The 20,636-nt window shown below is 61.9% G+C and carries 21 protein-coding genes and 2 tRNA genes; 11 read left to right on the forward strand and 12 right to left on the reverse strand.

Annotated features, from left to right (window positions below):
* Positions 1-80: 80 nt before the first annotated feature.
* The 6 genes from pstC to phoR all read left to right on the forward strand — a co-directional run bounded on the left by pstC (position 81) and on the right by phoR (position 5,749).
* Positions 81-1,082 (forward strand): phosphate ABC transporter permease PstC, encoded by a 1,002-nt coding sequence (gene pstC / locus WN982_RS05685; RefSeq protein ID WP_341314781.1) that lies wholly within the window; start codon positions 81-83, stop codon positions 1,080-1,082.
* Positions 1,079-1,975, forward strand: a complete 897-nt coding sequence (gene pstA, locus WN982_RS05690) for a phosphate ABC transporter permease PstA (RefSeq protein ID WP_341314782.1) — start codon at positions 1,079-1,081, stop codon at positions 1,973-1,975. The genes pstC and pstA overlap by 4 nt, the downstream gene beginning before the upstream one ends.
* A 17-nt stretch (positions 1,976-1,992) precedes the next feature.
* On the forward strand, positions 1,993-2,841 hold the full coding sequence (pstB, locus tag WN982_RS05695) for a phosphate ABC transporter ATP-binding protein PstB (protein WP_341314783.1): 849 nt from the start codon (positions 1,993-1,995) through the stop codon (positions 2,839-2,841).
* A gap of 29 nt (positions 2,842-2,870) precedes the next feature.
* Positions 2,871-3,575: a phosphate signaling complex protein PhoU gene (gene phoU / locus WN982_RS05700; protein ID WP_028199154.1), complete on the forward strand. Its 705-nt coding sequence runs from the start codon at positions 2,871-2,873 to the stop codon at positions 3,573-3,575.
* A 27-nt stretch (positions 3,576-3,602) separates the two neighbouring features.
* Positions 3,603-4,304 (forward strand): phosphate regulon transcriptional regulator PhoB, encoded by a 702-nt coding sequence (gene phoB, locus WN982_RS05705; RefSeq protein ID WP_006051991.1) that lies wholly within the window; start codon positions 3,603-3,605, stop codon positions 4,302-4,304.
* 131 nt (positions 4,305-4,435) lie between these two features.
* A complete protein-coding gene (gene phoR / locus WN982_RS05710) occupies positions 4,436-5,749 on the forward strand; it encodes a phosphate regulon sensor histidine kinase PhoR (RefSeq protein WP_341314784.1) in 1,314 nt (437 codons plus the stop codon).
* A 78-nt stretch (positions 5,750-5,827) separates the two neighbouring features.
* Here phoR and ppk1 read toward each other — a convergent pair whose 3' ends face one another.
* Positions 5,828-7,891 carry a polyphosphate kinase 1 gene (gene ppk1, locus WN982_RS05715; protein ID WP_341314785.1) on the reverse strand — a complete coding sequence of 688 codons (2,064 nt, stop codon included), beginning with the start codon at positions 7,889-7,891 and terminating at the stop codon, positions 5,828-5,830.
* 202 nt (positions 7,892-8,093) lie between these two features.
* Between ppk1 and ppx the strand changes: the two genes are divergently transcribed.
* Positions 8,094-9,701, forward strand: a complete 1,608-nt coding sequence (ppx, locus tag WN982_RS05720; protein ID WP_341314786.1) for an exopolyphosphatase — start codon at positions 8,094-8,096, stop codon at positions 9,699-9,701.
* Positions 9,702-9,787: 86 nt separating this feature from the next.
* Here ppx and WN982_RS05725 read toward each other — a convergent pair whose 3' ends face one another.
* From WN982_RS05725 to WN982_RS05745, 5 genes are all read right to left on the reverse strand, one after another.
* Positions 9,788-10,600 carry a GNAT family N-acyltransferase gene (locus WN982_RS05725; protein WP_341314787.1) on the reverse strand — a complete coding sequence of 271 codons (813 nt, stop codon included), beginning with the start codon at positions 10,598-10,600 and terminating at the stop codon, positions 9,788-9,790.
* A gap of 203 nt (positions 10,601-10,803) precedes the next feature.
* A complete protein-coding gene (sixA, locus tag WN982_RS05730; protein ID WP_341314788.1) occupies positions 10,804-11,262 on the reverse strand; it encodes a phosphohistidine phosphatase SixA in 459 nt (152 codons plus the stop codon).
* 272 nt (positions 11,263-11,534) lie between these two features.
* A tRNA-Pro gene (locus WN982_RS05735) sits at positions 11,535-11,611 on the reverse strand.
* A gap of 190 nt (positions 11,612-11,801) precedes the next feature.
* The gene (locus WN982_RS05740; RefSeq protein ID WP_341314789.1) at positions 11,802-12,044 is read right to left on the reverse strand and encodes a hypothetical protein; all 243 of its coding nucleotides are present in this window, start codon (positions 12,042-12,044) and stop codon (positions 11,802-11,804) included.
* A gap of 121 nt (positions 12,045-12,165) precedes the next feature.
* A complete protein-coding gene (locus WN982_RS05745) occupies positions 12,166-12,339 on the reverse strand; it encodes a hypothetical protein (RefSeq protein ID WP_341314790.1) in 174 nt (57 codons plus the stop codon).
* A 155-nt stretch (positions 12,340-12,494) separates the two neighbouring features.
* Between WN982_RS05745 and WN982_RS05750 the strand changes: the two genes are divergently transcribed.
* A complete protein-coding gene (locus WN982_RS05750; RefSeq protein WP_341314791.1) occupies positions 12,495-12,665 on the forward strand; it encodes a hypothetical protein in 171 nt (56 codons plus the stop codon).
* 245 nt (positions 12,666-12,910) lie between these two features.
* Here WN982_RS05750 and WN982_RS05755 read toward each other — a convergent pair whose 3' ends face one another.
* Together WN982_RS05755 and WN982_RS05760 are read right to left on the reverse strand one after the other, a co-directional pair.
* Positions 12,911-14,284 (reverse strand): MATE family efflux transporter, encoded by a 1,374-nt coding sequence (locus WN982_RS05755; protein WP_341314792.1) that lies wholly within the window; start codon positions 14,282-14,284, stop codon positions 12,911-12,913.
* Positions 14,281-14,589, reverse strand: coding sequence for a DUF2288 domain-containing protein (locus WN982_RS05760; protein WP_341314793.1), 309 nt, complete (start codon positions 14,587-14,589; stop codon positions 14,281-14,283). Before WN982_RS05760 ends, WN982_RS05755 begins: the two co-directional genes overlap by 4 nt.
* Positions 14,590-14,698: 109 nt before the next feature.
* Between WN982_RS05760 and WN982_RS05765 the strand changes: the two genes are divergently transcribed.
* The gene (locus WN982_RS05765; protein ID WP_341314794.1) at positions 14,699-15,415 is read left to right on the forward strand and encodes a pentapeptide repeat-containing protein; all 717 of its coding nucleotides are present in this window, start codon (positions 14,699-14,701) and stop codon (positions 15,413-15,415) included.
* 662 nt (positions 15,416-16,077) lie between these two features.
* On the opposite strand, the gene WN982_RS05770 is transcribed toward WN982_RS05765, so the two are convergent.
* The 3 genes from WN982_RS05770 to WN982_RS05780 form a co-directional block, all read right to left on the reverse strand.
* Positions 16,078-16,404: a hypothetical protein gene (locus tag WN982_RS05770; RefSeq protein ID WP_341314795.1), complete on the reverse strand. Its 327-nt coding sequence runs from the start codon at positions 16,402-16,404 to the stop codon at positions 16,078-16,080.
* A gap of 176 nt (positions 16,405-16,580) precedes the next feature.
* Positions 16,581-17,297 (reverse strand): peptidoglycan DD-metalloendopeptidase family protein, encoded by a 717-nt coding sequence (locus tag WN982_RS05775; RefSeq protein WP_341314796.1) that lies wholly within the window; start codon positions 17,295-17,297, stop codon positions 16,581-16,583.
* A gap of 129 nt (positions 17,298-17,426) precedes the next feature.
* Positions 17,427-18,335, reverse strand: coding sequence for an aldose epimerase (locus tag WN982_RS05780; protein ID WP_341314797.1), 909 nt, complete (start codon positions 18,333-18,335; stop codon positions 17,427-17,429).
* A 640-nt stretch (positions 18,336-18,975) separates the two neighbouring features.
* Between WN982_RS05780 and WN982_RS05785 the strand changes: the two genes are divergently transcribed.
* Positions 18,976-19,806, forward strand: coding sequence for an undecaprenyl-diphosphate phosphatase (locus tag WN982_RS05785; RefSeq protein ID WP_341314798.1), 831 nt, complete (start codon positions 18,976-18,978; stop codon positions 19,804-19,806).
* Positions 19,807-20,102: 296 nt separating this feature from the next.
* Positions 20,103-20,176, forward strand: a tRNA-Arg gene (locus WN982_RS05790).
* Between the two features lie 76 nt (positions 20,177-20,252).
* Here WN982_RS05790 and WN982_RS05795 read toward each other — a convergent pair.
* A complete protein-coding gene (locus WN982_RS05795) occupies positions 20,253-20,636 on the reverse strand; it encodes a DUF427 domain-containing protein (RefSeq protein ID WP_341314799.1) in 384 nt (127 codons plus the stop codon).

Raw genomic sequence — 20,636 nt, forward strand, 5'->3', positions numbered from 1 at the left:
TCATGTGAGGACGGCCATCGGCATTACCGGCCGCACGACACATGTCATACGGCAACTGGAAACAGGTCCATCAGGCTCTCATGTCCGACATCCATTTAGCGTCTGGCGCGACCAGGTCGACACCTCCCGGTAGCTCGGCGCAGCAAAAAGCGCCCAGCCGCGCCGGCGACATTATTTTTGGCGGCCTCGCGCGCCTCGCTGCCATCGTTACACTGCTGCTGCTCGGCGGCATCATCGTCTCGCTGATCTTCGCGTCCATGCCGTCGATCAAGCAATTCGGTCTCAGTTTCCTGTGGACCGCCGACTGGGATCCACCCAGCAAGCAATTCGGCGCACTGGTGCCGATCTACGGCACGATCGCCACTTCGATCATTGCACTCATCATCGCGGTGCCGGTCAGCTTCGGCATCGCGCTCTTCCTCACCGAACTCTCACCCGCGTGGCTGCGCCGGCCGCTCGGTATCGCGATCGAGCTGCTCGCCGCGATTCCGTCGATCGTTTACGGCATGTGGGGCCTGCTGGTGTTCGCGCCGATCTTCGCGACGTGGTTCGAAAAGCCGCTCGGCGCGGTCCTCGGCGGCATTCCCTTCGTCGGTGCGTTGTTTCAGGGCGCGCCGATCGGTATCGGCATCCTCTGCGCGGGTGTGATTCTCGCGATCATGATCATTCCGTACATCGCCTCGGTGATGCGCGACGTGTTCGAAGTCACGCCGGTGCTGCTGAAAGAATCGGCGTATGGCATCGGTTGCACGACCTGGGAAGTGATGTGGAAGATCGTATTGCCCTTCACGAAGAGCGGTGTGATCGGCGGCGTGATGCTCGGCCTCGGCCGCGCGCTTGGTGAAACGATGGCCGTCACCTTCGTGATCGGCAACACCAATCTGCTCGACAACGTGTCGCTGTTTTCGCCGGGCAATAGCATTACCTCGGCGCTCGCCAACGAATTCGCCGAAGCGGATCCGGGCTTGCATACGTCGGCGTTGATGGAACTTGGCCTGATTCTGTTTGTGATTACGTTCGTTGTGCTGGCGATCTCGAAGGTCATGCTGCTTCGCCTCGAAAAAGGGGAGGGCGCGAAATGAGTCAGCCCACTTTGAAAATGCCGGGTTCGAACGACGCCGCCGCACTCGAAGCGATGCGCGTGCGTCTGCAAGGCCGCCGTCGCATGAAGAACGCCGTTGCGCTGACACTGTCGCTCGGGGCGATGGCGTTCGGCCTGGTGTGGCTCGTGTGGATTCTCTATACGACGCTGCGTCTGGGTATCGGCGGCTTGTCGGTGGAGTTGTTCACGCAATCGACGCCGCCGCCGAACACCGATGGCGGTGGTCTCGCCAACGCGATTATCGGCAGCCTGATGCTGGTCGGACTCGCGACTTTCGTCGGCACGCCGATCGGCATCCTCGCCGGCGTGTATCTGGCTGAGTACGGTCAGAAGGGCTGGCTCGCGAGCGTCACGCGGTTTATCAACGACATTCTGTTGTCGGCGCCGTCGATTGTCGTGGGCCTCTTTGTCTACGCTCTGGTCGTCGCGAAGATGGGTCACTTTAGCGGCTGGGCAGGCGTGTTCGCGCTTGCGCTGTTGCAGATTCCGATCGTGATCCGCACCACCGAGAACATGCTGAAGCTGGTGCCGAATGCGCTGCGTGAAGCCGCTTTCGCGATCGGCACGCCGAAGTGGAAGATGGTGCTGTCGATCACGCTGAAGGCGTCGACTGCCGGCGTCGTCACTGGCGTGCTGCTCGGCGTCGCACGGATTGCCGGCGAAACGGCGCCGCTGCTCTTCACGGCGCTGTCGAACCAGTTTTTCTCGTTCGACATGGGCCAGCCGGTCGCGAACCTGCCGGTCACGATCTACAAGTTCGCGATGAGCCCGTTTGCGCAATGGCAATCGCTCGCGTGGGCCGGCGTTTTCCTGATCACGCTCGCGGTGCTGGGACTGAACATCCTCGCGCGCACGATCTTTTCGAATAAGTAAGGGCGGAGTGTAATCCGATGAATATGGCAGAAACTCAACTCAATCCGATGGGGCGCCCCACCGCGCCCGCCGGTTTCGATCCCGCCCAAAGCGGCCAGGCGCAAACGCCGTCGCGTCCGAAGATCGAGGTCAACGACCTCAATTTCTTCTACGGCAAGTATCACGCGCTGAAAAACATCAATCTGCACATTCCCGAAGGCAAGGTGACCGCGTTCATCGGCCCGTCGGGCTGCGGCAAGTCCACGCTGCTGCGCACCTTCAACAAGATGTACGCGCTCTATCCGGAGCAACGCGCCGAAGGCGAGATCCTGATGGACGGCGAAAACCTGCTGACCTCCAAGCGCGATATTTCGCTGCTGCGCGCGCGGATCGGCATGGTGTTCCAGAAACCGACCCCGTTCCCGATGTCGATTTACGACAACATCGCGTTCGGCGTGAAGATGTTCGAAACGCTGCCGCGCTCGGAAATGGACGACCGCGTTGAATGGGCGTTGACCAAGGCCGCGCTGTGGAACGAAGTGAAGGACAAGCTGGGCCAGAGCGGCTACGGATTGTCGGGCGGCCAGCAGCAGCGCCTGTGTATCGCACGCGGCATCGCGATCCGTCCTGAAGTGCTGTTGCTCGACGAACCGTGCTCCGCACTCGACCCGATCTCGACGGGTCGAATCGAAGAACTGATCGCCGAATTGAAGAGCGATTACACGGTGGTGATCGTGACCCATAACATGCAGCAGGCGGCGCGCTGTTCGGACTACACTGCCTATATGTACCTCGGCGAATTGATCGAATTCGGCGACACCGAAAAGATTTTCATCAAGCCGGTCCGCAAGGAAACCGAGGATTACATCACCGGCCGCTTCGGCTAAGCCGACGAGCAAAAATACCGGAGTACGACATGTCCGATAAACACCTGTCCAGCCAGTTCGATGCCGACCTGAATCTCGTTTCGTCGAAGGTCCTCGAAATGGGCGGTCTCGTCGAATCGCAGATCGTCAACGCGATGATCGCGCTCAACAACTTCGACCTCGATGTCGCCGAACAGGTGATCGCAGCCGAAGAACGCCTGAACACGATGGAAGTCGAAATCGACGAAGAGTGCAGCAACATCATCGCGCGCCGCCAGCCGGCCGCGCGTGACCTGCGCCTCCTGATCGCGATTTCGAAGACCATCACGAATCTCGAGCGCGCCGGCGATGAAGCCGAAAAGATCGCCAAGCGCACCAAGCGTTTGATGGAAGACGGCGCGTCGCGCACCATCAATATCGCCGAGATCAAGTTGTCGGGCGAAATGGCCGTGTCGATTCTGCGTCGCGCACTCGACGCGTTCGCCCGTCTCGATACGGTGGCCGCCGCGCAGATCGTACGCGACGACAAGGCGATCGACGAGGAATTCCGCGCGTTCGTGCGCAAGCTGATTTCGTACATGACTGAAGATCCGCGCTCGATTTCGGTGGGCCTCGACTTCCTGTTCATCGCCAAGGCGATCGAGCGGATCGGCGACCACGCGAAGAACATCGCTGAATTCATCATCTACATCGTCAAGGGCACGGACGTGCGCCACAAGTCGCGCGACGCGCTCGAGCGCGAAGCCCTCAGTTAACTCAGCATAAAGGTCAAAGAGGTGCCGATGCCCAGCAGCATTCTCGTCATTGAAGATGAGCCCGCCATTTCCGAACTGATTTCGGTCAATCTTCAACACGCCGGACACTGCCCGATTCGCGCGTACAACGCGGAGCAGGCGCAGAACCTGATCAGCGATGTGTTGCCCGACCTCGTCCTGCTCGACTGGATGTTGCCGGGTAAGTCTGGCATCGCGTTCGCACGCGATCTGCGTAACAACGAACGCACCAAGCACATTCCGATCATCATGCTGACCGCGCGTGGCGACGAGCAGGACAAGGTGCTTGGCCTCGAAATCGGCGCCGACGACTACGTCACCAAGCCGTTCTCGCCGAAGGAGCTGATGGCGCGCATCAAGGCGGTGTTGCGCCGCCGCGCGCCGCAGTTGACCGAAGACGTCGTTGCGATCAACGGTCTGAAACTCGATCCGGCGACGCACCGGGTGGCCGCGCATGCCGAAGGCAGCGAGATCAAGCTCGATCTCGGCCCGACCGAGTTCCGTCTGCTGCACTTTTTCATGACCCATCCGGAGCGTGTGCACAGCCGTACGCAACTGCTCGATCAGGTGTGGGGCGATCATGTGTTCGTCGAAGAACGCACGGTGGACGTGCACATCAAGCGTCTGCGCGCGGCGCTCAAGCCGGCCGGGTGCGATGCTATGATTGAGACGGTGCGCGGCAGCGGTTACCGGCTCGCGAAGAGCGCTTAACTTCTTCGGTGGCGCCGAAAGCGTTGAAGGCGCAGGTAATGGCGCTTACACCACCTAAGTCACGCACGTGACGAATAGGCGTCGCGGTCCCGGATCACGGCGCGTACGGTTTTCTCTTCGATCGCTAGAACATGAACATCATCTGGGCGCGCTCCCTCGTGTCGGTCGTGCTGCTGGCTGTTCTGTGCGCGGTGGTCGGCGCACTGGTGAACGTCAAGGCAGGACTGGCCCTCGCGATCGTTTTGCTGCTCGCGCAGAGCATCTTCAGCACCTTTCACAAGCAGCGCTTATGGCGCCTGCTCGACGCGCCGGTCTATGGCGAAGTGCCGAGCGCTCCCGGCATCTGGGGCGAAATCTATTACCGTCTGCATAAGCTCGCGAAGCGCTGGCATGCACAGGTGCGGCAGGTCGAGCAGCAGCACTCGCGTTTCATCCAGGCGATCCAGGCGTCGCCGAACGGTGTCGCGATGCTCGACGATCACGACCAGATCGAGTGGTGCAACGCGATCTCCGAAGTCCATTTCGGACTCGACGCGAAACGCGATCTGCGCCAGCACATCACCCATCTGGTGCGCCAGCCCGACTTCGTCCGCTATCTGAATTCGCACCGGTACGAAGAAATGCTGATCATGCGCGGGATGGGCGACAAGCGCCAGAACGTCCTGTCGGTGCAGGTGTTTCCGTACGGCGAGAATCGCAAGCTGGTGCTCTCGCAAGACATCACGGAACTGGAGCGTACGGACGCGATGCGCCGTGACTTCGTCGCCAACGTCTCGCATGAACTGAAGACGCCGCTCACCGTGCTATCGGGCTTTCTGGAGACGATGCGCGAGTTGCCGTTGAGCGAAGCCGAACGCTCGCGCTACCTCGAACTGATGGAGCAGCAGGCGTCGCGCATGCGTCACATCGTCAACGATCTGCTGGTGCTGGCCAAACTGGAAGGCGACAACAAGCCGCCAAGCGATCAGATGATCGATATGCGCGCGGTGTTGCGGCATCTGCAGGAGGACGCGGAGAGTCTGTCGAGCGACCATCACAAGATTGTGTTCGACACCGACGAAGGGCTCACGGTCACCGGCGTCGAAACAGAAATTCTCAGCGCGTTGGGCAACCTCGTGATCAACGCAATCCGCTACACACCGGATGGCGGCGCGATTCAGGTGAGCTGGCAAGCGAGCGGCGGCAGTGCGGTGTTTTCGGTCACCGATAGCGGCCTGGGGATTCCGGCTGCGGACATTCCACGGCTGACTGAGCGCTTCTATCGCGTCGACCGTAGCCGTTCGCGCGATACCGGCGGTACGGGTCTCGGGCTCGCGATCGTCAAGCATGTGCTGCAACGGCACGATGCACTGCTCGAGGTGAAGAGTGAAGAGGGGCGTGGCAGCACGTTCGCCGTGCGCTTCCCGGTGTATCGCACGGCACGCAGGCACCCGGCGCCGGTTTGACGACGTTGACCGGCAAAAAAAAGCCCGCCTGGAAACAAGGCGGGCTTTTTTACGGGCCTGGTTCGCTTGCTGATTCGCTCACGAACAGAATTTGGTCAGCAAACTCATTTGCGCATTGCGCGACGACTTGCCGGGCCGCCGCCGGCGATAATGGCCGTCGCTTTGCATCAGCCACGCGGACTGGTTGTCGCCGAGAAACGCCGACAAGCCTTCAGCAATCACGCGCCGTTTCAAACGACGGTTGTTGACCGGGAACGCCACTTCGACGCGACGGTAGAAGTTGCGGTCCATCCAGTCGGCGCTGGACAGATACACCTGTTCCTTGCCGCCGTCGTAGAAGTAGAAGATGCGATGATGTTCCAGAAAGCGCCCGACAATCGAGCGTACCGTAATGTTCTCCGACAGGCCAGGCACGCCGGGCTGCAACGAACACACGCCGCGCACGATCAGATCGATCTTCACGCCCGCCTTCGACGCTTCGTACAACTCGCCGATCACGGTCGGCTCGAGCAGCGCATTCATCTTCGCGACGATGCGCGCTTTCTTGCCGGCGCGCGCATGCTCGGCTTCCGCGCGGATCGCTTCGACCAGTTTCGGGTGCAGCGTGAACGGCGATTGCCACAACTCGTGCAGCCGCAATTCGCCGCCAATGCCAGTCAGTTGCTGGAATACGTGATGGACGTCTTCGCAGATTTTCTGATCGGCGGTCAGCACGGCGAAGTCGGTGTAAAGCCGTGCGGTGCGCGGGTGATAGTTGCCGGTGCCGAGGTGAACATAACGCTTGAGCGACGTCTTGCCGCCCACCGATACGCGCCGCACGATCAGCATCATCTTCGCGTGGCACTTATGGCCCACCACGCCGTAGACGACGTGCGCACCCACCGCTTCGAGTTGCGACGCCCAGTTGATGTTGGTTTCTTCGTCGAAGCGCGCGAGCAGTTCGACCACCACCGTGACTTCCTTGCCGTTGCGGGCGGCTTGCATCAGCGCGTCCATGAGCGGCGAATCGGTGCCGGTACGATAGATCGTCTGCTTGATTGCCACCACGTTCGGATCTTTGGCCGCCTGCAACAGCAGTTCGAGCACAGGCTGAAAGCTCTCGTACGGATGATGCAGCAGCACGTCTTCCTGATCGATCACGTCGAACAGACTGGCGCTGTTGGCGATCCGCGGCGGTATGGCGGGGATGTGCGGCACGAACTTCAGGTCGGGCCGGTCCACCATCTCCGGCAATTGCATCAGCCGTACCAGATTGACGGGGCCGTTGGCGTAGTAACAATCCTTGTCCGACAGACTGCTTTCGTCGAGCAGACGCCGCACGACGTGCGTGGGCGTTTCCGCCGACACTTCCAGCCGCACCGCATTGCCCAGGTGCCGCGCCGGCAATTCGCCCTGCAACGCGACACGCAGATTGGTGATTTCGTCTTCGTCGACGAATAGTTCGCTATTGCGTGTGATGCGAAACTGATTGCAGCTACGCACCACCAGATTCGGAAACAGTTCGCCCACAAAGCGTTGCAATAGCGAGCTGAGCAGCACGAAGCCATGCGGATAGCCCGACAGCTCCTGCGGCATCCGCACGAGGCGCGGCAACGCTCGCGGCGCCTGGACGATGCCCATCATCGCCTGGCGGCCGAAGGCATCCTTGCCTTCCAGTTCGACGACGAAGTTCAGGCTCTTGTTGAGCACGCGCGGGAAGGGATGCGCCGGGTCGAGTCCGATCGGCGTGAGCACCGGCAGCAGTTCGTCGAAGAAGTAGTTGCGCGCCCATTCGGTCTGCGCTTCGTTCCACGCTTCGGTGCCGTGAAAGTAGATGCCTTCTGCTTCGAGCGCGGTGAACACGGTGTCGTGCAGCATCGTGTACTGACGATGAACGAGCCTCTGCGCGCGTTCGACCACGAGGTCGTACACGTGCTGCAGCGACATGCCGTCGGGCGACAGCCCACCCGGATTGTCGCGCATCTGTTCCTGCAATCCGGCCATCCGGACTTCGAAGAATTCGTCGAGGTTGCTACTGGTGATGCAGATGAAGCGCAGGCGTTCGAGCAAAGGGACGGCGGGGTCGGCAGCTTGTGCCAACACACGCTCGTTGAAACCCAGAATGCCCAGCTCGCGATTCAATAAGGGGTAGCGGATGGACATCGGCAGCGAGAATGGAGTGTCGGGAAGAGAGGCGGAAAGTCGCTCGGAAATTCTCACAGTATGATTACGTAGTTATGACATTCTCGATGTCTCAAATTCTACGCTGTATTCTTCACGTGTCGTCAATATGACGCAGTGTATATGGGACCATGGCGCACACCCAACACTGCGAGGTGACAACGTGAGGTCCGGTACGCTTAAAATGGCGTCTTTGAACAGCGCGGCCGGCTACAAGACGCATACGGCGTCTTCTGCATCCTCGGCTGCCGCGCTCGCGCGTATGGAGTCCGCTCAATCGATGGTCAATACTCCACAACTCCTTGCTGCCGTCGATCTCGGCTCCAACAGCTTCCGGCTGATCGTGGGCCGGGTCGAGGAAACCGACGCTGGCAGCCAGATTTATCAGGTCGACGCGTTGCGCGAACCGGTGCGCCTTGCCGCCGGCCTGTCGCGCGACAAGATGCTCGATCGCGCGTCGCAAGTGCGCGGCTGGGATGCGCTGAAGCGCTTCGGTGAACGGCTGCGCGATTTTCATCCCGATCATGTTCGCGCGGTCGCCACCAACACGCTACGCATCGCCAAGAACGCCAACGAGTTTCTCGGCGAGGCGCAAGCCGCGCTTGGCTTCCCAATTGAAGTGATCGCCGGCCGGGAGGAAGCGCGTCTGATCTATGCCGGCGCCGCACACTCGGTGCCCGCGAGCTCGGGCAAGCGGCTGGTGGTCGATATCGGCGGCGGCTCGACGGAATTCATCATCGGTTCGCACTACACGCCGATCAAGATGGAAAGCCTGTATATCGGCTGCGTGAGCCATAGCCGCGCGTTCTTTCCGGCGGGCAATGTCGACGAATACACGATGCGCCAGGCCGAACTCGCCGCGAGCCGCGAAATCCAGATCATTTCCGCCGAGTACAAAAAAACCGGCTGGGAGCAGGCGATCGGCTCGTCGGGCACTGCGCGCGCGCTGGCCGAACTGGTCGAGGCGAACGGCTTCAACGATCCGGGCATCACGCACGGCATATCGCGCGGCGGGCTCGAACGGCTCAAGCGCGCGTTGATCAAGGCGGAGAACGTCAATCGCCTGAAGCTTGTCGCGTTGAAAGCCGATCGGATTCCGGTGCTGGCGGGCGGTCTGTCGATCATGCTGGCGGTGTTCGATGAACTCGGCGTCGATTACGTCGATACAACGGACGGCGCGTTGCGTCTGGGCGTGCTGTACGACCTGCTGGGCCGCGCGCAGCACGAAGACATGCGTACGGTGACCGCCGGCGGCTTCATGCGGCGCTATGGCGTCGATCGGGCGCAGGCGGGACGTATCGGCGATCTGGCGGTGAGTTTCTACGATCAGTTCTCGGAGCCGGATGACGAGCGTCGCGTGGAAAACCGGATGTTCCTCGGTTGGGCCGCCGCTTTGCATGAAATCGGTTTGTCGATTTCGCACAGCGCGTATCACAAGCATTCGGCCTATATCGCGAGCAATGCGGACATGCCGGGTTTTTCGCGCACCGATCAGGCGCGGCTCGCCGCGCTGGTGCTCGGCCACGCGGGTAAGCTCGGCAAGCTGTCGCAAACGCGCGAAGTGGAATGGCCGCTGTTGTTCTGCTTGAGGCTCGCGGCGTTGCTGTGCCGCCGGCGTGCCGATGTCGGTTTGCCCGGCATTGCGGTCGCTCAGGCGAACGGCGGCTACGAAGTGCGCTTGCCGAACGAATGGGTTGCGAACAATCCGCTCACGGATTACAGCCTGATTCAGGAGGCTGCGGAGTGGGAGAAGGTTGGCATCCCGTATCGCGTGGTCTACACGGACGAGTAAACAGCGGTGGTTGAAAAAAAAGCCCGGCAGAATTCGCCGGGCTTTTTTTATTCGCATCGCAGATGCGTCGAGCGTCTCCGGGTCAATCAACGCGGCAGCGTATCGCCCAAAAAGTGCCTTGCATAACGTGCATTGATTTCGGAAAGACGGAGCAGCGTCAGAAAGTCCGCCGTGTTGAAGTCGGGATCCCAGGCCGGTGCGCCGCAAATTTTCGCGCCAAGACGCAGATAGCCCTTCACCAGCGGCGGCGGTGCGACGTCCGCGCCTGTTTGCAGTTCGTCGACCGGCAGCGGGGTATGCGGAAACGCGCGATATTCCGGCGTCGTCAGCGCGTTGTCGCGCAGCGAGCAATACAGATTCGCCGCGTAGTGACCGCCGTCGACCATCGCGACGCTCGCGCAGCCGAGCATCGTTTCATAGCCGTTGTGCTTCATGTACGCGGCGAGGCCCGCCCACAGCGACATGATCACCGAGCCGCTGCGGTAGTCCGGGTGCACGCACGAACGGCCGACTTCGACCATCTTGGCGCGCAGGTGCGTGAGACGCGATACGTCGAACTCGCTTTCCGCATACAGACGGCCGATACGCGCGGCCTGATGCGGCGGCAACGCGCGATATGTACCGACAACTTTCAGCGTGTCGAGATCGCGCACCAGCAGATGATCGCAATACGAATCGAACGAATCGACGTCGAGACCGGCGGGGCCCGTCAGGCGGGCACCCATTTCATCGGCGAACACCCGGTAGCGCAGCCGCTGGGCCTCGCGCAGTTCTTCATCGGTGCGTGCCCATGTGACTTGCAGGCGATGCTGGGCGGTGACCGTTTCTTCGGCGCGCGGCAGACGGCGCAACTCGAAGATCGAAGCGAGGGGCAGGGTGGGCGTCGGCAGTTCTCGCATGTGGCGTCCTGGTCGAAAAAAGGGAGATTTCTTTTTTCGCCAATGTAGTAACGCCTGGTGACGATCGCATGGCAAAGCCGTGACGATTGGATGACTGCCCGTAAGCTGTGGGCTCGCAGCTTGTCATGTCACGCGGATGTGTTGTGCCGGCGCGACCGTGTGTGGCAGCGCCGGGGTGGCGTTCGAGGCCGCGCCGCGCAGGCTCAGATCAAATCGGGACTCATCGCCGCGCGCAGTACGGCTTGTTCGTCGCCGTTGCGTTCACGGTTGGAGATCCACCAGACGCCTGCCTTCTTCAGCGGCCAGCTCGCTTCGCTGTTGGCGAGCAGCAGGGCTGCGACGTGGCCGAGGGTCGGCTGGTGGCCGACGATCACAACGGTTTGGGCGATGCCTTCGGGCCAGCCGGCGGCGGTGAGCACATCGTTGGCGCTGGCGTTGGGGGCGAGCTCACGCACCACGCGATACTGGTCGCTCAAGGTTTCGGCGGTCTGGATGGTGCGCACCGCGGGGCTCGCGAGAACCACCGCGTCCTCGGGCAGGCGGGCGCGCAGCCATTTGGCCACGTTCTGTGCCTGTTTGCGGCCCTTAGTGGTCAGCGCGCGGGCGAGATCGCTCGGGGCGAAATCTTCGGCTTCGGCGTGACGCCAGAGGATCAGATTCATGCGTGTCTCCTTGACTCTGGTTGCGGCGGGGAAAGCAGCGCCGGTGGTTCGATCACTGTCGCATGCGGACTTGCGATGCCGCAAGGCAATGGCCCGGGCGGGTTGTATAAGCGAGAGCGTATATCGAAGAAGTCCGCAGGACTTCGCCACACGTCAAACGCTGCCCGACGGGGCGCTCGAACGTCTAGGCAGACGCTCCAAATGCCGCAAAATGCCGCCCAAAAGCAAAAACCCGCGAAGCCGGAGGCGACGCGGGTTTCGTCATGCTTTCGTGGTCGGAGCGATAGGATTCGAACCTACGACCCTCTGATCCCAAATCAGATGCGCTACCAGGCTGCGCTACGCTCCGACGAATCCGAGATTCTACGTGGCATTCGGTGCCAGAGTCAATGGTGAATTGCGTCGGGCTGATAAAGGAGCGCAAAGGCGCATGTCCGCATGCCTATGTATGCGTGTCATCAACGGCAACCCGATCACGATAATCGACACGACGCCGGTCGCGCCGAAGGGCATCGCGTGGCGACGCCGGCGAGACCGTATCAATGCGCGGTCGCGGTGTTTGTTTGCTGTCTGTTGGAGAGATTGAAACCCGTGCGCCACAACAGCGCTGCGGCGTGCATGAGCGCGCGACGGTCGACGGCCGGCAGATCGTCGCGGCGGTTAAGACAGTCGGCGAGCGCGAGGATCGCACTGTCGACCGTCAGCGCGTCGCCTTCGTGAAGCGCGACGTGCCGGATTTCCCAAACGATCTTATCGAGGCTGCTGCCGTTCATCCTGCTCATGGCTACCCCATCCCTTGCGCGTCGCTGTCAGTGTTCTTTCGAGTGTGCGAGCGCAGTGTATCGATGGCTTAATAGGCGGAATGTGCACAAGGGCACAAACGCACGAGCGGGCGGTTCTTCCTCAATGCCGGCGATGCATCCAGTCCGGCAGGTGCTGATGAGTCAGCCAGTGGTGCAGCATGCCTTCGCCGTCGTGTTCGCGCCGGTAGGTTCTCATTTCGAAAATCGACAAGGCGAGCAGCACGAGTAGACCAATTCCGAGTCCGACCAGACCCGCGATCGATTCAGCGTCCATGGCAGTCTCCTTTGATGATGCAGCCATGCCTCCATAGTAGGACACGTATAACGAAATGGGAGGGGGTGGCTGTGTGCCGGGGAGCCGTGGATTACGCTTTGCAGGTAGACTCTTGGCGCTTTGCTGCCGCTATGTTCATTCTGTCTTGAGAGTCTATGAATCGCGTTCTACTGATTGCGCTGTTGCTGGCTGCCGGCCTGACCGGCTGTGCCGATAATCCATCCGATCATCATGGCGGGCCACCGCCGAAAGATCCGGCCGACTATCACGGTGTGCCAACCGACGACCGGCCGCCTTCGATGATGCCCGCGCCCGCCGCGCCTTGATGGGTTGTGGTCGGCGTGACGCGACCTGTTTGACAGGCCGCGTCGGAAGCCGCGCTGCGCCGTCCGGCCGGGCTCGCTGCTTCAACGAGAAAAAGGAAAGACGAAGCACCGGCGCGGGCACGCCGGCGCTTCTGACCCGCGCAGACTGTTCGCGCGGAGAGCGCGGGCTGCAAGCATTCTAGGGCGAGCGGTGTGCCGCATATGTATGCGCTTGTTTCAACCCGTAACCGCATACTGCACAAACGTTAAATGGGCACCCTTGGCACCTTGGGCAGGGCGCGCACGACGCCCGGCAAAAAGCGCGCGAGCGTCACGCCGCGCGCGGCCATGAAGATCAGCATCGCGGCCCATAAGCCGTGATTGCCGTACAGCGTCAGCAACGCCCACGACGCCGCGACGAACACCGCAAACGACACCACCATCGACATCATCAATTCACGCGTGCGGGTCGCGCCGATGAACACGCCGTCGAGCAGAAAGCCCCATACGGAAATCACAGGCGACAGCGCGGCCCACGGCAAGTAGGTTTCAGCAGTGGCGCGCACCGCAACCTGATCGGTCAGGCGTTCGACGATCCACGCCCCCGCGCCCCAGTACACCAGCGAGAAACCGACGGCACCGAGCGCGGACCACAGCGCCGTCACCTTGACCGCCTGACGGAGCGCGTGCCGGTCGCGTGCGCCGATCGCGGCGCCGGCCAGCGCTTCGGCGGCGTGCGCGAAGCCATCGAGTCCATAGGCCATGAAGGTCTGAAAATTGAGCAGCAGCGCGTTGGCGGCGAGCGTGGCGTCGCCCTGTCTCGCGCCGAGATGCGCGAACCAGCCGAACGATGCAAGCAGACACAGCGTGCGCACGAAGATCTCGCGATTCAACGCCACCAGACGCTTAATCGCCGCCGCGTCGAACAATGCGGCGCGGTTCAGCGCGGGCAGGCCGCGCGGCCGCCCGTGCCACAACAAAGCGGCACCGAGCACGAAGCCGAGCGCGTCGGCCGTGGCCGTGGCCGCGCCGATGCCGGCTACGCCCCAATCGAACACGTACACATACAGCAGCACTGCCACGATGTTCACGCTGTTGATGAACACTTGCGACAGCAGCGCGAGCCGCACCCGCTGCGTGCCGAGCAGCCAGCCGAGCACGACGTAGTTGGCGAGGGCGAGCGGCGCGGCCCAAATGCGCGCGTGGCAGTAGATCTGTGCGTGACGCTGTACCGCGTCGCTGCCGCCGAACGCGCGCAACGCGTAGCCGATCAGCGGTGCTTGCAGCAGGAGCAGCGCCGCGCCGATCGCCGTCGCCAGCAACAGCGCGCGCACGACGTTGTTGCGCAACTCGGCCTGGTCGCCCGCGCCATGTGCTTGTGCGACGAGCCCCGTGGTGCCCATGCGCAGGAAGCCGAAGCCCCAGAACACGAAGTTGAAGAACAGGCCGCCGAGCGCGACGCCGCCGAGATACGACGCGCCGTCAAGATGTCCGGCGACCGCCGTATCGACCGCGCCGAGGATCGGTTGTGTCAGATTGGCGAGTACGATCGGAAACGCCAGCGTCAGCACGCGCCGATGCCAGTGTATTGGCACAGCGGGCACGGCGGGCGCTGCCGCGCCGGGCGCGGTCTCGCTCAACTGCGTTCCTGCACACAGACCCACGGCGACACGACCACCGCCCACAGGTCGGGATCGCGCGCGGCGAAATCGGCGGCGGTCTCTGCCTGGACGCGTTCGACGAGGCCGGACGACAGCCATTGCGTGACTTGCGTGGTGTCGTCGCTGGCGATTGCTTCGGCGACGCTGACCAGATCGAGGTCGCGCGCGACGCGCAGCAGCATGCCGCGCGCAAAAAAGCGTTCGAGTTCGGTCCAGCCGATTTTGGCGGTTTCCGCGAGCAGCTTGGCGTACAGCGGGCTATGGGAGGCGTCGTTGGAAGTCATTGTGGGCGGGGTTTCTGACGGGCCGTTACTATAAACCATCGGCGACGACCGCCACGGCGGCGCGCGTTCCGGTACGCTTAAGTCCTTTCGATTTTTATTCTCCAACTTCATGTCACAGGATTCAACGGCGCCGGTTTCGGGCGCGCAAGCTCACGTGGTAACCGACGCGACGCTCACGCGAGCCGACGTGGAGCGCCTCGTCGCGCTCAGCAAGGAGCCACTGCATTTCACCGACTGCGATTTCGAAGGCGCCGATCTGTCGCGGCTCGATCTGCGCGGCGCCGAGTTTCATCGCTGCACGATCATCGAGACTTCGTTTTTCGGCGCGACGTTGTCGCATAGCCGCTGGGTCCGGTGCCGCGGCCGCGAGGCGGATTTTGCGTCGGCTGATCTGGTCGATGCGGCGTTCCAGTCGAGCGATCTGAACAACACCAGCTGGCGGCGCGCGAAGCTCGCATCGGCGTCGTTTCACAGATGCAAGCTGACCGGAGCGAATTTCGAAGGTTGCGCGGCACTGGGCTTGAGCTTTGTTGAGACCTTGCTGGTGGGGGCGCATTTACGCGGGCTGTCGTTTCGCAAGGCGACGCTGCAACAACTCGATTTCTCCGACGCCGATCTCGCCGGGGTCGATTTTCGCGAAGCGGTTTTCGACGGCGGCAGTCTGAAGGACGCGCATCTGAAGGGCGCGCGCTTTGAGGGCGCCGACCTGCGCGAGGCCGATCTGAGCGGCGTGCGGCTCGTCGATGCCGCGCTCTTCAAGGGCGCGACGATTTCACATCAGCAGGCGGCCGTGCTGGTGACCGAACTCGGTTTGCGAGTCATGTAAGCGACGGTTGTTTTAAGCCGGCCGATTTTAGCCGTTGGGCCGGCTTGAACGAATGACCGGTAATGCTTATGATGCATTTCATCGAATGAATAAAAATGCCTGATTGGCCACTGCGGGATTTGTCAGCGGATTTAAAAATTTAAATATCTTCGCTATTCTCGAATTTATGGGATGGGGCGGCGGTTTATTTGCGCAGCCTGAATATCGATTAATAGTTCCGTATGGTGCGTTGGCGCACAAAGGCACGCCACGTGCAGGGCGCCGGAATCATGGCCGGCCGGGTTAGTTTGAATCGGCCAAACGCCTTTCGTCAGAGTTATTGAGGTGCCTCGGGCGAATGTTTGCTGCGTATGGCTTTGCCGGCCGATTGAAGATTTTCGTCTGCTCATTTAATGGCGTTTTGTGTCGAGACATTTGACGCATTTATTCATCTTATTTTATTGATTTCTGAATCACGTAATGCGGACTCCGTACGCCGCATCACATTGCATGCGAAATTAATAGATTGCGCGAGTATAGGCGGATTGTTAGATTTCCTTCTGGCGCATGGTGAACCGGTCCTTTGCCGATATGCGCCGAACCCCCGTTAGCCCGGCTTCGTGCCGGGCTTTTTTTATCCGCGCGTCACTATCGATTCGCACGCGGTGCGCGGCCGGCTGCTGTCACTGTTTGCAGCGCACTACCATCGACCGGTTCTTCACGTTCGCACCGAAGATCCCGCCGATCGAGCCACCCGAGGTGGCACCGTTGTCGACGTCCTTCGAAACGACGTCGTAGCCGTAGTTGCCGCAGACTTCGCCGGCGCGCTTGTAGCACTCGGCCCAGCTCGAGCTCGCGTCGCTGCCGCTGCAGTTGATCGCGAAGCCGGTGTCGCCGCTGGGCAGATAAGTCATCGTGGTGGTGCTGGAGCAGCCGCTGAGGCTGCCGAGCGTCAGCACGCCGAGGCCAACCGCCGCGGCCATGGCCACCGACGCAAATGCGCTCTTCATTGCAAATTCCTTACAAATAACAAGGACGACGTGGCGGTTGGCCACGTCGCGTATCAGATTGAGCGTTTTATAGCATGCTGGGTTCCGCGGGCCTCGATTGCAGTCCGCTGTGCCCGGCGCCGCTAACGCGTGGATAACGGGCCGCGAACGACCCGCTAATGGCCCGCCAGGACCCGCTAGCGAGCGGGTAGTGAGCGAGAGGGATCGATCGAGCGGCCCTGATAGCGCAACTCGAAGTGCAGCATCACGCGGTCGGTGTCGGTGTCGCCCATCTCGGCGATCTTCTCACTGCGCGCGACCGTCTGACCTTCCTTCACCAGCAGCACACGGTTGTGCGCGTAAGCCGTCAGATACTCGGCGTTGTGCTTGAGAATCAGCAGGTTGCCGTAGCCGCGCAGGCCGTTGCCGGCATAGACCACCGTGCCGGCCGCCGCGGCCACCACGGGGGTGCCCGACGCAGCCGAAATATCGATACCCTTCGAATTGGCGCCGTCGAAGCGTCGTATCACCGTGCCGTCGGCCGGCCATACCAGCGAGATCGACGAAGCCGGCGCGGACGACGGCGAACTGTCGGCGGGCGCTGCGCGTGGCGTGGCCGAAGCGCTTGCGCTCCCGCCACCACTACTGCGTACAGCGCCGCTCGTCGATGCCGCGTTGCCCGGCGGCGCCACGCGCAACACCTGACCGACCTCGATGCTGTCCGGGTTCGTCAGATTGTTCCAGCGCACGATGCTTTGCACCGACTGCCGGTTGCTGCGTGCGATCTTCGAGAGCGTGTCGCCCCGTTCCACGCGATAGAACCCCGGACCCACCGGCGCAGACCCGCAGGCGGTAAGCACTGCCAGTAACGACGCGCAGGCAAGCCGCTTCATCATTCTTGTTGTGTCAAACATTGGACCTCGCAAAGCGCTGCCACGCGCCGATCCCGATCACGCGGCAGGTAGATGCAAAAGCTGACGATTCTAACGGTTTTGCGTTGCAGCATCCGAGAAACGGGTTGCAGCGCGTGGATGGGGCCGCAATCAGCTAAGCGTGCTAACGCCGATGCGCAACGCAGCCGTCTCGCTTTGACCCGGTTCGAGCCAGCGCAAGCCCATGCCGTTGTGAATTGCATCCGGCAGCCCCAGCCATGGCTCGACGCAGTAGAAATCCGACTCGGGGGCTTCGGTCCATGTCGTCACTGCATACCAGGGCGCCGAGTCCGGGCGTTGCAGGTCGATCGTGATGACCCGGTTCAGGCCGGGCGCGACGAGGCGCACAGGCCGATCAGGCGCGCCGTCGAGACAATGGAAGCGGTCGAGAATGCGCGCCTCGTCGAGCGTATAGCGCGTCTCGCCCGGCTCGGCCGCGCTGATCGAGCCGTCGTCCTGCTGATGACGCCGTTCGGTGCGCGGCAGCTCCAGTGAGGTCTCGCCGCGCTGGGTGTGCGGCAGCGTGAAGTAGAAATGGTGGCCGGCGTAGTAGGGCAGCGGCGCGTCGCCGGTGTTGGCGGTGGTCAGCGTGACTTCGAGCGTGCGCGCATCGACTAGGGTGTACGCGGCTTCAAAACGGAAGCCGAACGGATAGCCGCCGCGGGTCGCGTCGCTGTCGGTCAGGATCATGCGCAGGCCGGCGCCGTGCACGTCCGCGTGAGCCTCGAATGGCAGGTCGCGTGCAAAGCCGTGCATCGGCAACGCGCGCACCATGCCGTCGGCGTCGCGCCAATAGCCGATCTTGCCGTCGACGCGATGCCGTCCGAGAAACGGAAACAGCAACGGATTGCCGCCGCGGATCCTGGCGGGCTGGCTCCAGTTGGCGTGCTCGGGCCAATGGATCACCGGTTCGCCGTCGACGGTCCACGACAGCAGCCGGCCGCCGGCTTGTGGCGCGAAACGGAGCACGGAGGCGTCCTGGGCGATCTCGAGAATGTCCTGTTGGGGGGAGAGGGGCATGGTCGATGGGCCTGGTTGGTAATGGTTAATAGCGGGTCATAGCGCTGGAACGCACGAACACAAAGCGGGCGCGATGGCGAATCCAACTCGCGGCTGGACCCGGTGGCAAGCGCCACGCGAGACGAAGATTCTGCGCTGCTTTGCGCTACGGGGAAACCCTTCTCGGGAAATTGCGGGTGTCGCAGACGCGCCATCCTTGCTGATAATCCGTCTGACTGCCCGGTGTCTTCGACTGCCGGGTGAGACAGGCTCAGGAGGCATTATGGATCTCGCAATGACAATGGCTGTGTCTTTGTTCGGCATGTTCGCAGCAAGCACGGTCTACTTTTTCTACAAGCTCGAACGCTGATCCAACTGTCCTGTTTCGTCATCCGCCGGTCCGTTCACTGCGAGCCGGGCGTTTGATCGCACCAAATTCCGCATGAAACACAGGGCCGCCGCCACGGCGGCCCTGTTTGTTTATCTGCCGCGTAACAATGGTTTCGAGTTGTGACGCGGTGCATCAAAATTTTCCCAAACGCGGTTCAAAAGCTTGGCGGTGTCATTGCAGCCAGGCATAATCGGTGCGCTTTGACGCGCCGGTTCTTTCTTTCCGCGGCGCGCTGTTCCCTGACATTTTCCTTACGAAGAGGGCCGCCGCGTGAACCTATCGTTTCTGATTTTCCTCAGTGTGTTGCAAGGTGTCACGGAACTGTTTCCGGTCAGCAGCCTCGGCCATACCCTGCTCGTGCCCGCACTGTTCGGCATGCATATCGACAAGCACGCGCCGCAGTTGCTGCCGTTCCTCGTCGCGTTGCACCTCGGTACGGCGCTCGCGCTGCTGTGGTACTTCCGCAAGCGCTGGTACGCACTGGTGCGCGGTTTCTTCGCGTCGTTCGGCGGCCGTTCCAACGACGATGCGCACTTGATGTGGGCGCTCATCATCGGCACGATTCCGGCCGGTCTGGTCGGGCTGCTGCTGGAGAAGCGGCTCGAGCGGCTCTTTCACGATCTGCGCATCGTCGCAATTGCGCTGATCATCAACGGCGTGCTGCTATGGTTCGGCGATCGTCTGCAACGCTCGCGTGAGCATCAGGCGCCGGAGAAGTTGACCTTCCGCCAGGCGTTTTTCGTCGGGCTGGCGCAGATCGGCGCGCTGATCCCGGGCTTTTCGCGCAGCGGTCTGACGATGATCGCCGGCAATGCGGCCGGCCTGACTGCGGAGAAGGCCGCTGAGTTTTCGTTTTTGCTCGGCACGCCGATCATCTTCGCGGCCGGCGTCCTCGAATTGCCGAAGCTGTTCCACACGCCGGGCCAACTCGCCGATGCGCTGCTGGGCGGCGTGCTGACCGCGATCGCGGCTTATCTCAGCGTGCGTTTCCTGATGCGCTATTTCGAAGGCCGCGGACGTCTGGCCTCGTTCGGCGTGTATTGCGGGATCGCGGGGATCGTGTTCCTCGGCTGGTTCATGTTGCATCCGCAGCCGGTTTGATTGCGTTCGATTCGCCTGCTACGCGCTGGCGGGCGAGAGTCGATCGGTTATAATCCGGGCCCGGCCCAACCTGCCGGGCCCGTTTGTTTTCGTGACTTGACTCGACATGACATGGCGATAACTGCTGAGCACGGTTGAGATTTCCAGTCCCGGCCCGGTCAGTTACAATTTCGGTATCCCGCGAACCCTGCGGCGCGCACTGTAGCGTGCAGGGCACAGGTTGCCAAAGCCCGAGAGCGGGTTCTCATTGCGGGTGATGCACATCGTACGTTGGCGTAGCATCGCCTCTCTTCATTACGGCAGTAGCTCAGCTGGATAGAGCATCGGCCTTCTAAGCCGAGGGTGGGGGGTTCGAGTCCCTCCTGCCGTACTTCAAATGCTCGCGCCGCGGTCTGCGGTGTTTCAGAGCCTCTTTCTCCCGAGCGTGTGTTCTTGCCGCGGCTGGCTCACGTTGCCGGTTGCACGTCGATCGAATCGACGCGATCCGGATAGAACGCCAGGTGCTGCGCAATCTCCTTTACCGCCGCGTACGGCGCCTCGTACGTCCACACTGCATTCACCGTGCGCTCGCCTCCCACGGGAATGCTGTAGTACGCGCAGTCGCCCTTATACGGGCAATAGGTCGCGTGGCCGGCGCGTTGCAGCAGCGCCATCTCGACGTCCTTGCGCGGAATGTAATACACGGGCGGATACGACGCTTCGCGCAGCGTCAGCGCATCGCGCGTGTCGGCGATCACGCGGCCGGCTACGGTCACGACCACACGGGCTTTGCTCGGCTCGATCGTAATCGGATGATCGGGACCGGGGACCTTGATGGTTTTTTCAGTCAT

The sequence above is a fragment of the Paraburkholderia sp. IMGN_8 genome (assembly GCF_038050405.1).
In the GTDB taxonomy this organism is placed as follows: domain Bacteria; phylum Pseudomonadota; class Gammaproteobacteria; order Burkholderiales; family Burkholderiaceae; genus Paraburkholderia.

Bases quoted from the DNA above. Each gene is read 5' to 3' on its own strand.
- WN982_RS05780 (WP_341314797.1), bottom strand. From the start codon at position 18,335: ATGCCCCTCTCCCCCCAACAGGACATTCTCGAGATCGCCCAGGACGCC.
- pstC (WP_341314781.1), top strand. From the start codon at position 81: ATGTCCGACATCCATTTAGCGTCTGGCGCGACCAGGTCGACACCTCCC.
- phoU (WP_028199154.1), top strand. From the start codon at position 2,871: ATGTCCGATAAACACCTGTCCAGCCAGTTCGATGCCGACCTGAATCTC.
- WN982_RS05725 (WP_341314787.1), bottom strand. From the start codon at position 10,600: ATGCGAGAACTGCCGACGCCCACCCTGCCCCTCGCTTCGATCTTCGAG.
- WN982_RS05795 (WP_341314799.1), bottom strand. From the start codon at position 20,636: ATGACTGAAAAAACCATCAAGGTCCCCGGTCCCGATCATCCGATTACG.
- pstB (WP_341314783.1), top strand. From the start codon at position 1,993: ATGAATATGGCAGAAACTCAACTCAATCCGATGGGGCGCCCCACCGCG.
- phoB (WP_006051991.1), top strand. From the start codon at position 3,603: ATGCCCAGCAGCATTCTCGTCATTGAAGATGAGCCCGCCATTTCCGAA.
- ppk1 (WP_341314785.1), bottom strand. From the start codon at position 7,891: ATGTCCATCCGCTACCCCTTATTGAATCGCGAGCTGGGCATTCTGGGT.
- WN982_RS05770 (WP_341314795.1), bottom strand. From the start codon at position 16,404: ATGAAGAGCGCATTTGCGTCGGTGGCCATGGCCGCGGCGGTTGGCCTC.
- sixA (WP_341314788.1), bottom strand. From the start codon at position 11,262: ATGAATCTGATCCTCTGGCGTCACGCCGAAGCCGAAGATTTCGCCCCG.
- WN982_RS05760 (WP_341314793.1), bottom strand. From the start codon at position 14,589: ATGACTTCCAACGACGCCTCCCATAGCCCGCTGTACGCCAAGCTGCTC.
- WN982_RS05745 (WP_341314790.1), bottom strand. From the start codon at position 12,339: ATGGACGCTGAATCGATCGCGGGTCTGGTCGGACTCGGAATTGGTCTA.
- WN982_RS05775 (WP_341314796.1), bottom strand. From the start codon at position 17,297: ATGTTTGACACAACAAGAATGATGAAGCGGCTTGCCTGCGCGTCGTTA.
- pstA (WP_341314782.1), top strand. From the start codon at position 1,079: ATGAGTCAGCCCACTTTGAAAATGCCGGGTTCGAACGACGCCGCCGCA.
- phoR (WP_341314784.1), top strand. From the start codon at position 4,436: ATGAACATCATCTGGGCGCGCTCCCTCGTGTCGGTCGTGCTGCTGGCT.
- WN982_RS05750 (WP_341314791.1), top strand. From the start codon at position 12,495: ATGAATCGCGTTCTACTGATTGCGCTGTTGCTGGCTGCCGGCCTGACC.
- ppx (WP_341314786.1), top strand. From the start codon at position 8,094: ATGGCGTCTTTGAACAGCGCGGCCGGCTACAAGACGCATACGGCGTCT.
- WN982_RS05740 (WP_341314789.1), bottom strand. From the start codon at position 12,044: ATGAGCAGGATGAACGGCAGCAGCCTCGATAAGATCGTTTGGGAAATC.
- WN982_RS05765 (WP_341314794.1), top strand. From the start codon at position 14,699: ATGTCACAGGATTCAACGGCGCCGGTTTCGGGCGCGCAAGCTCACGTG.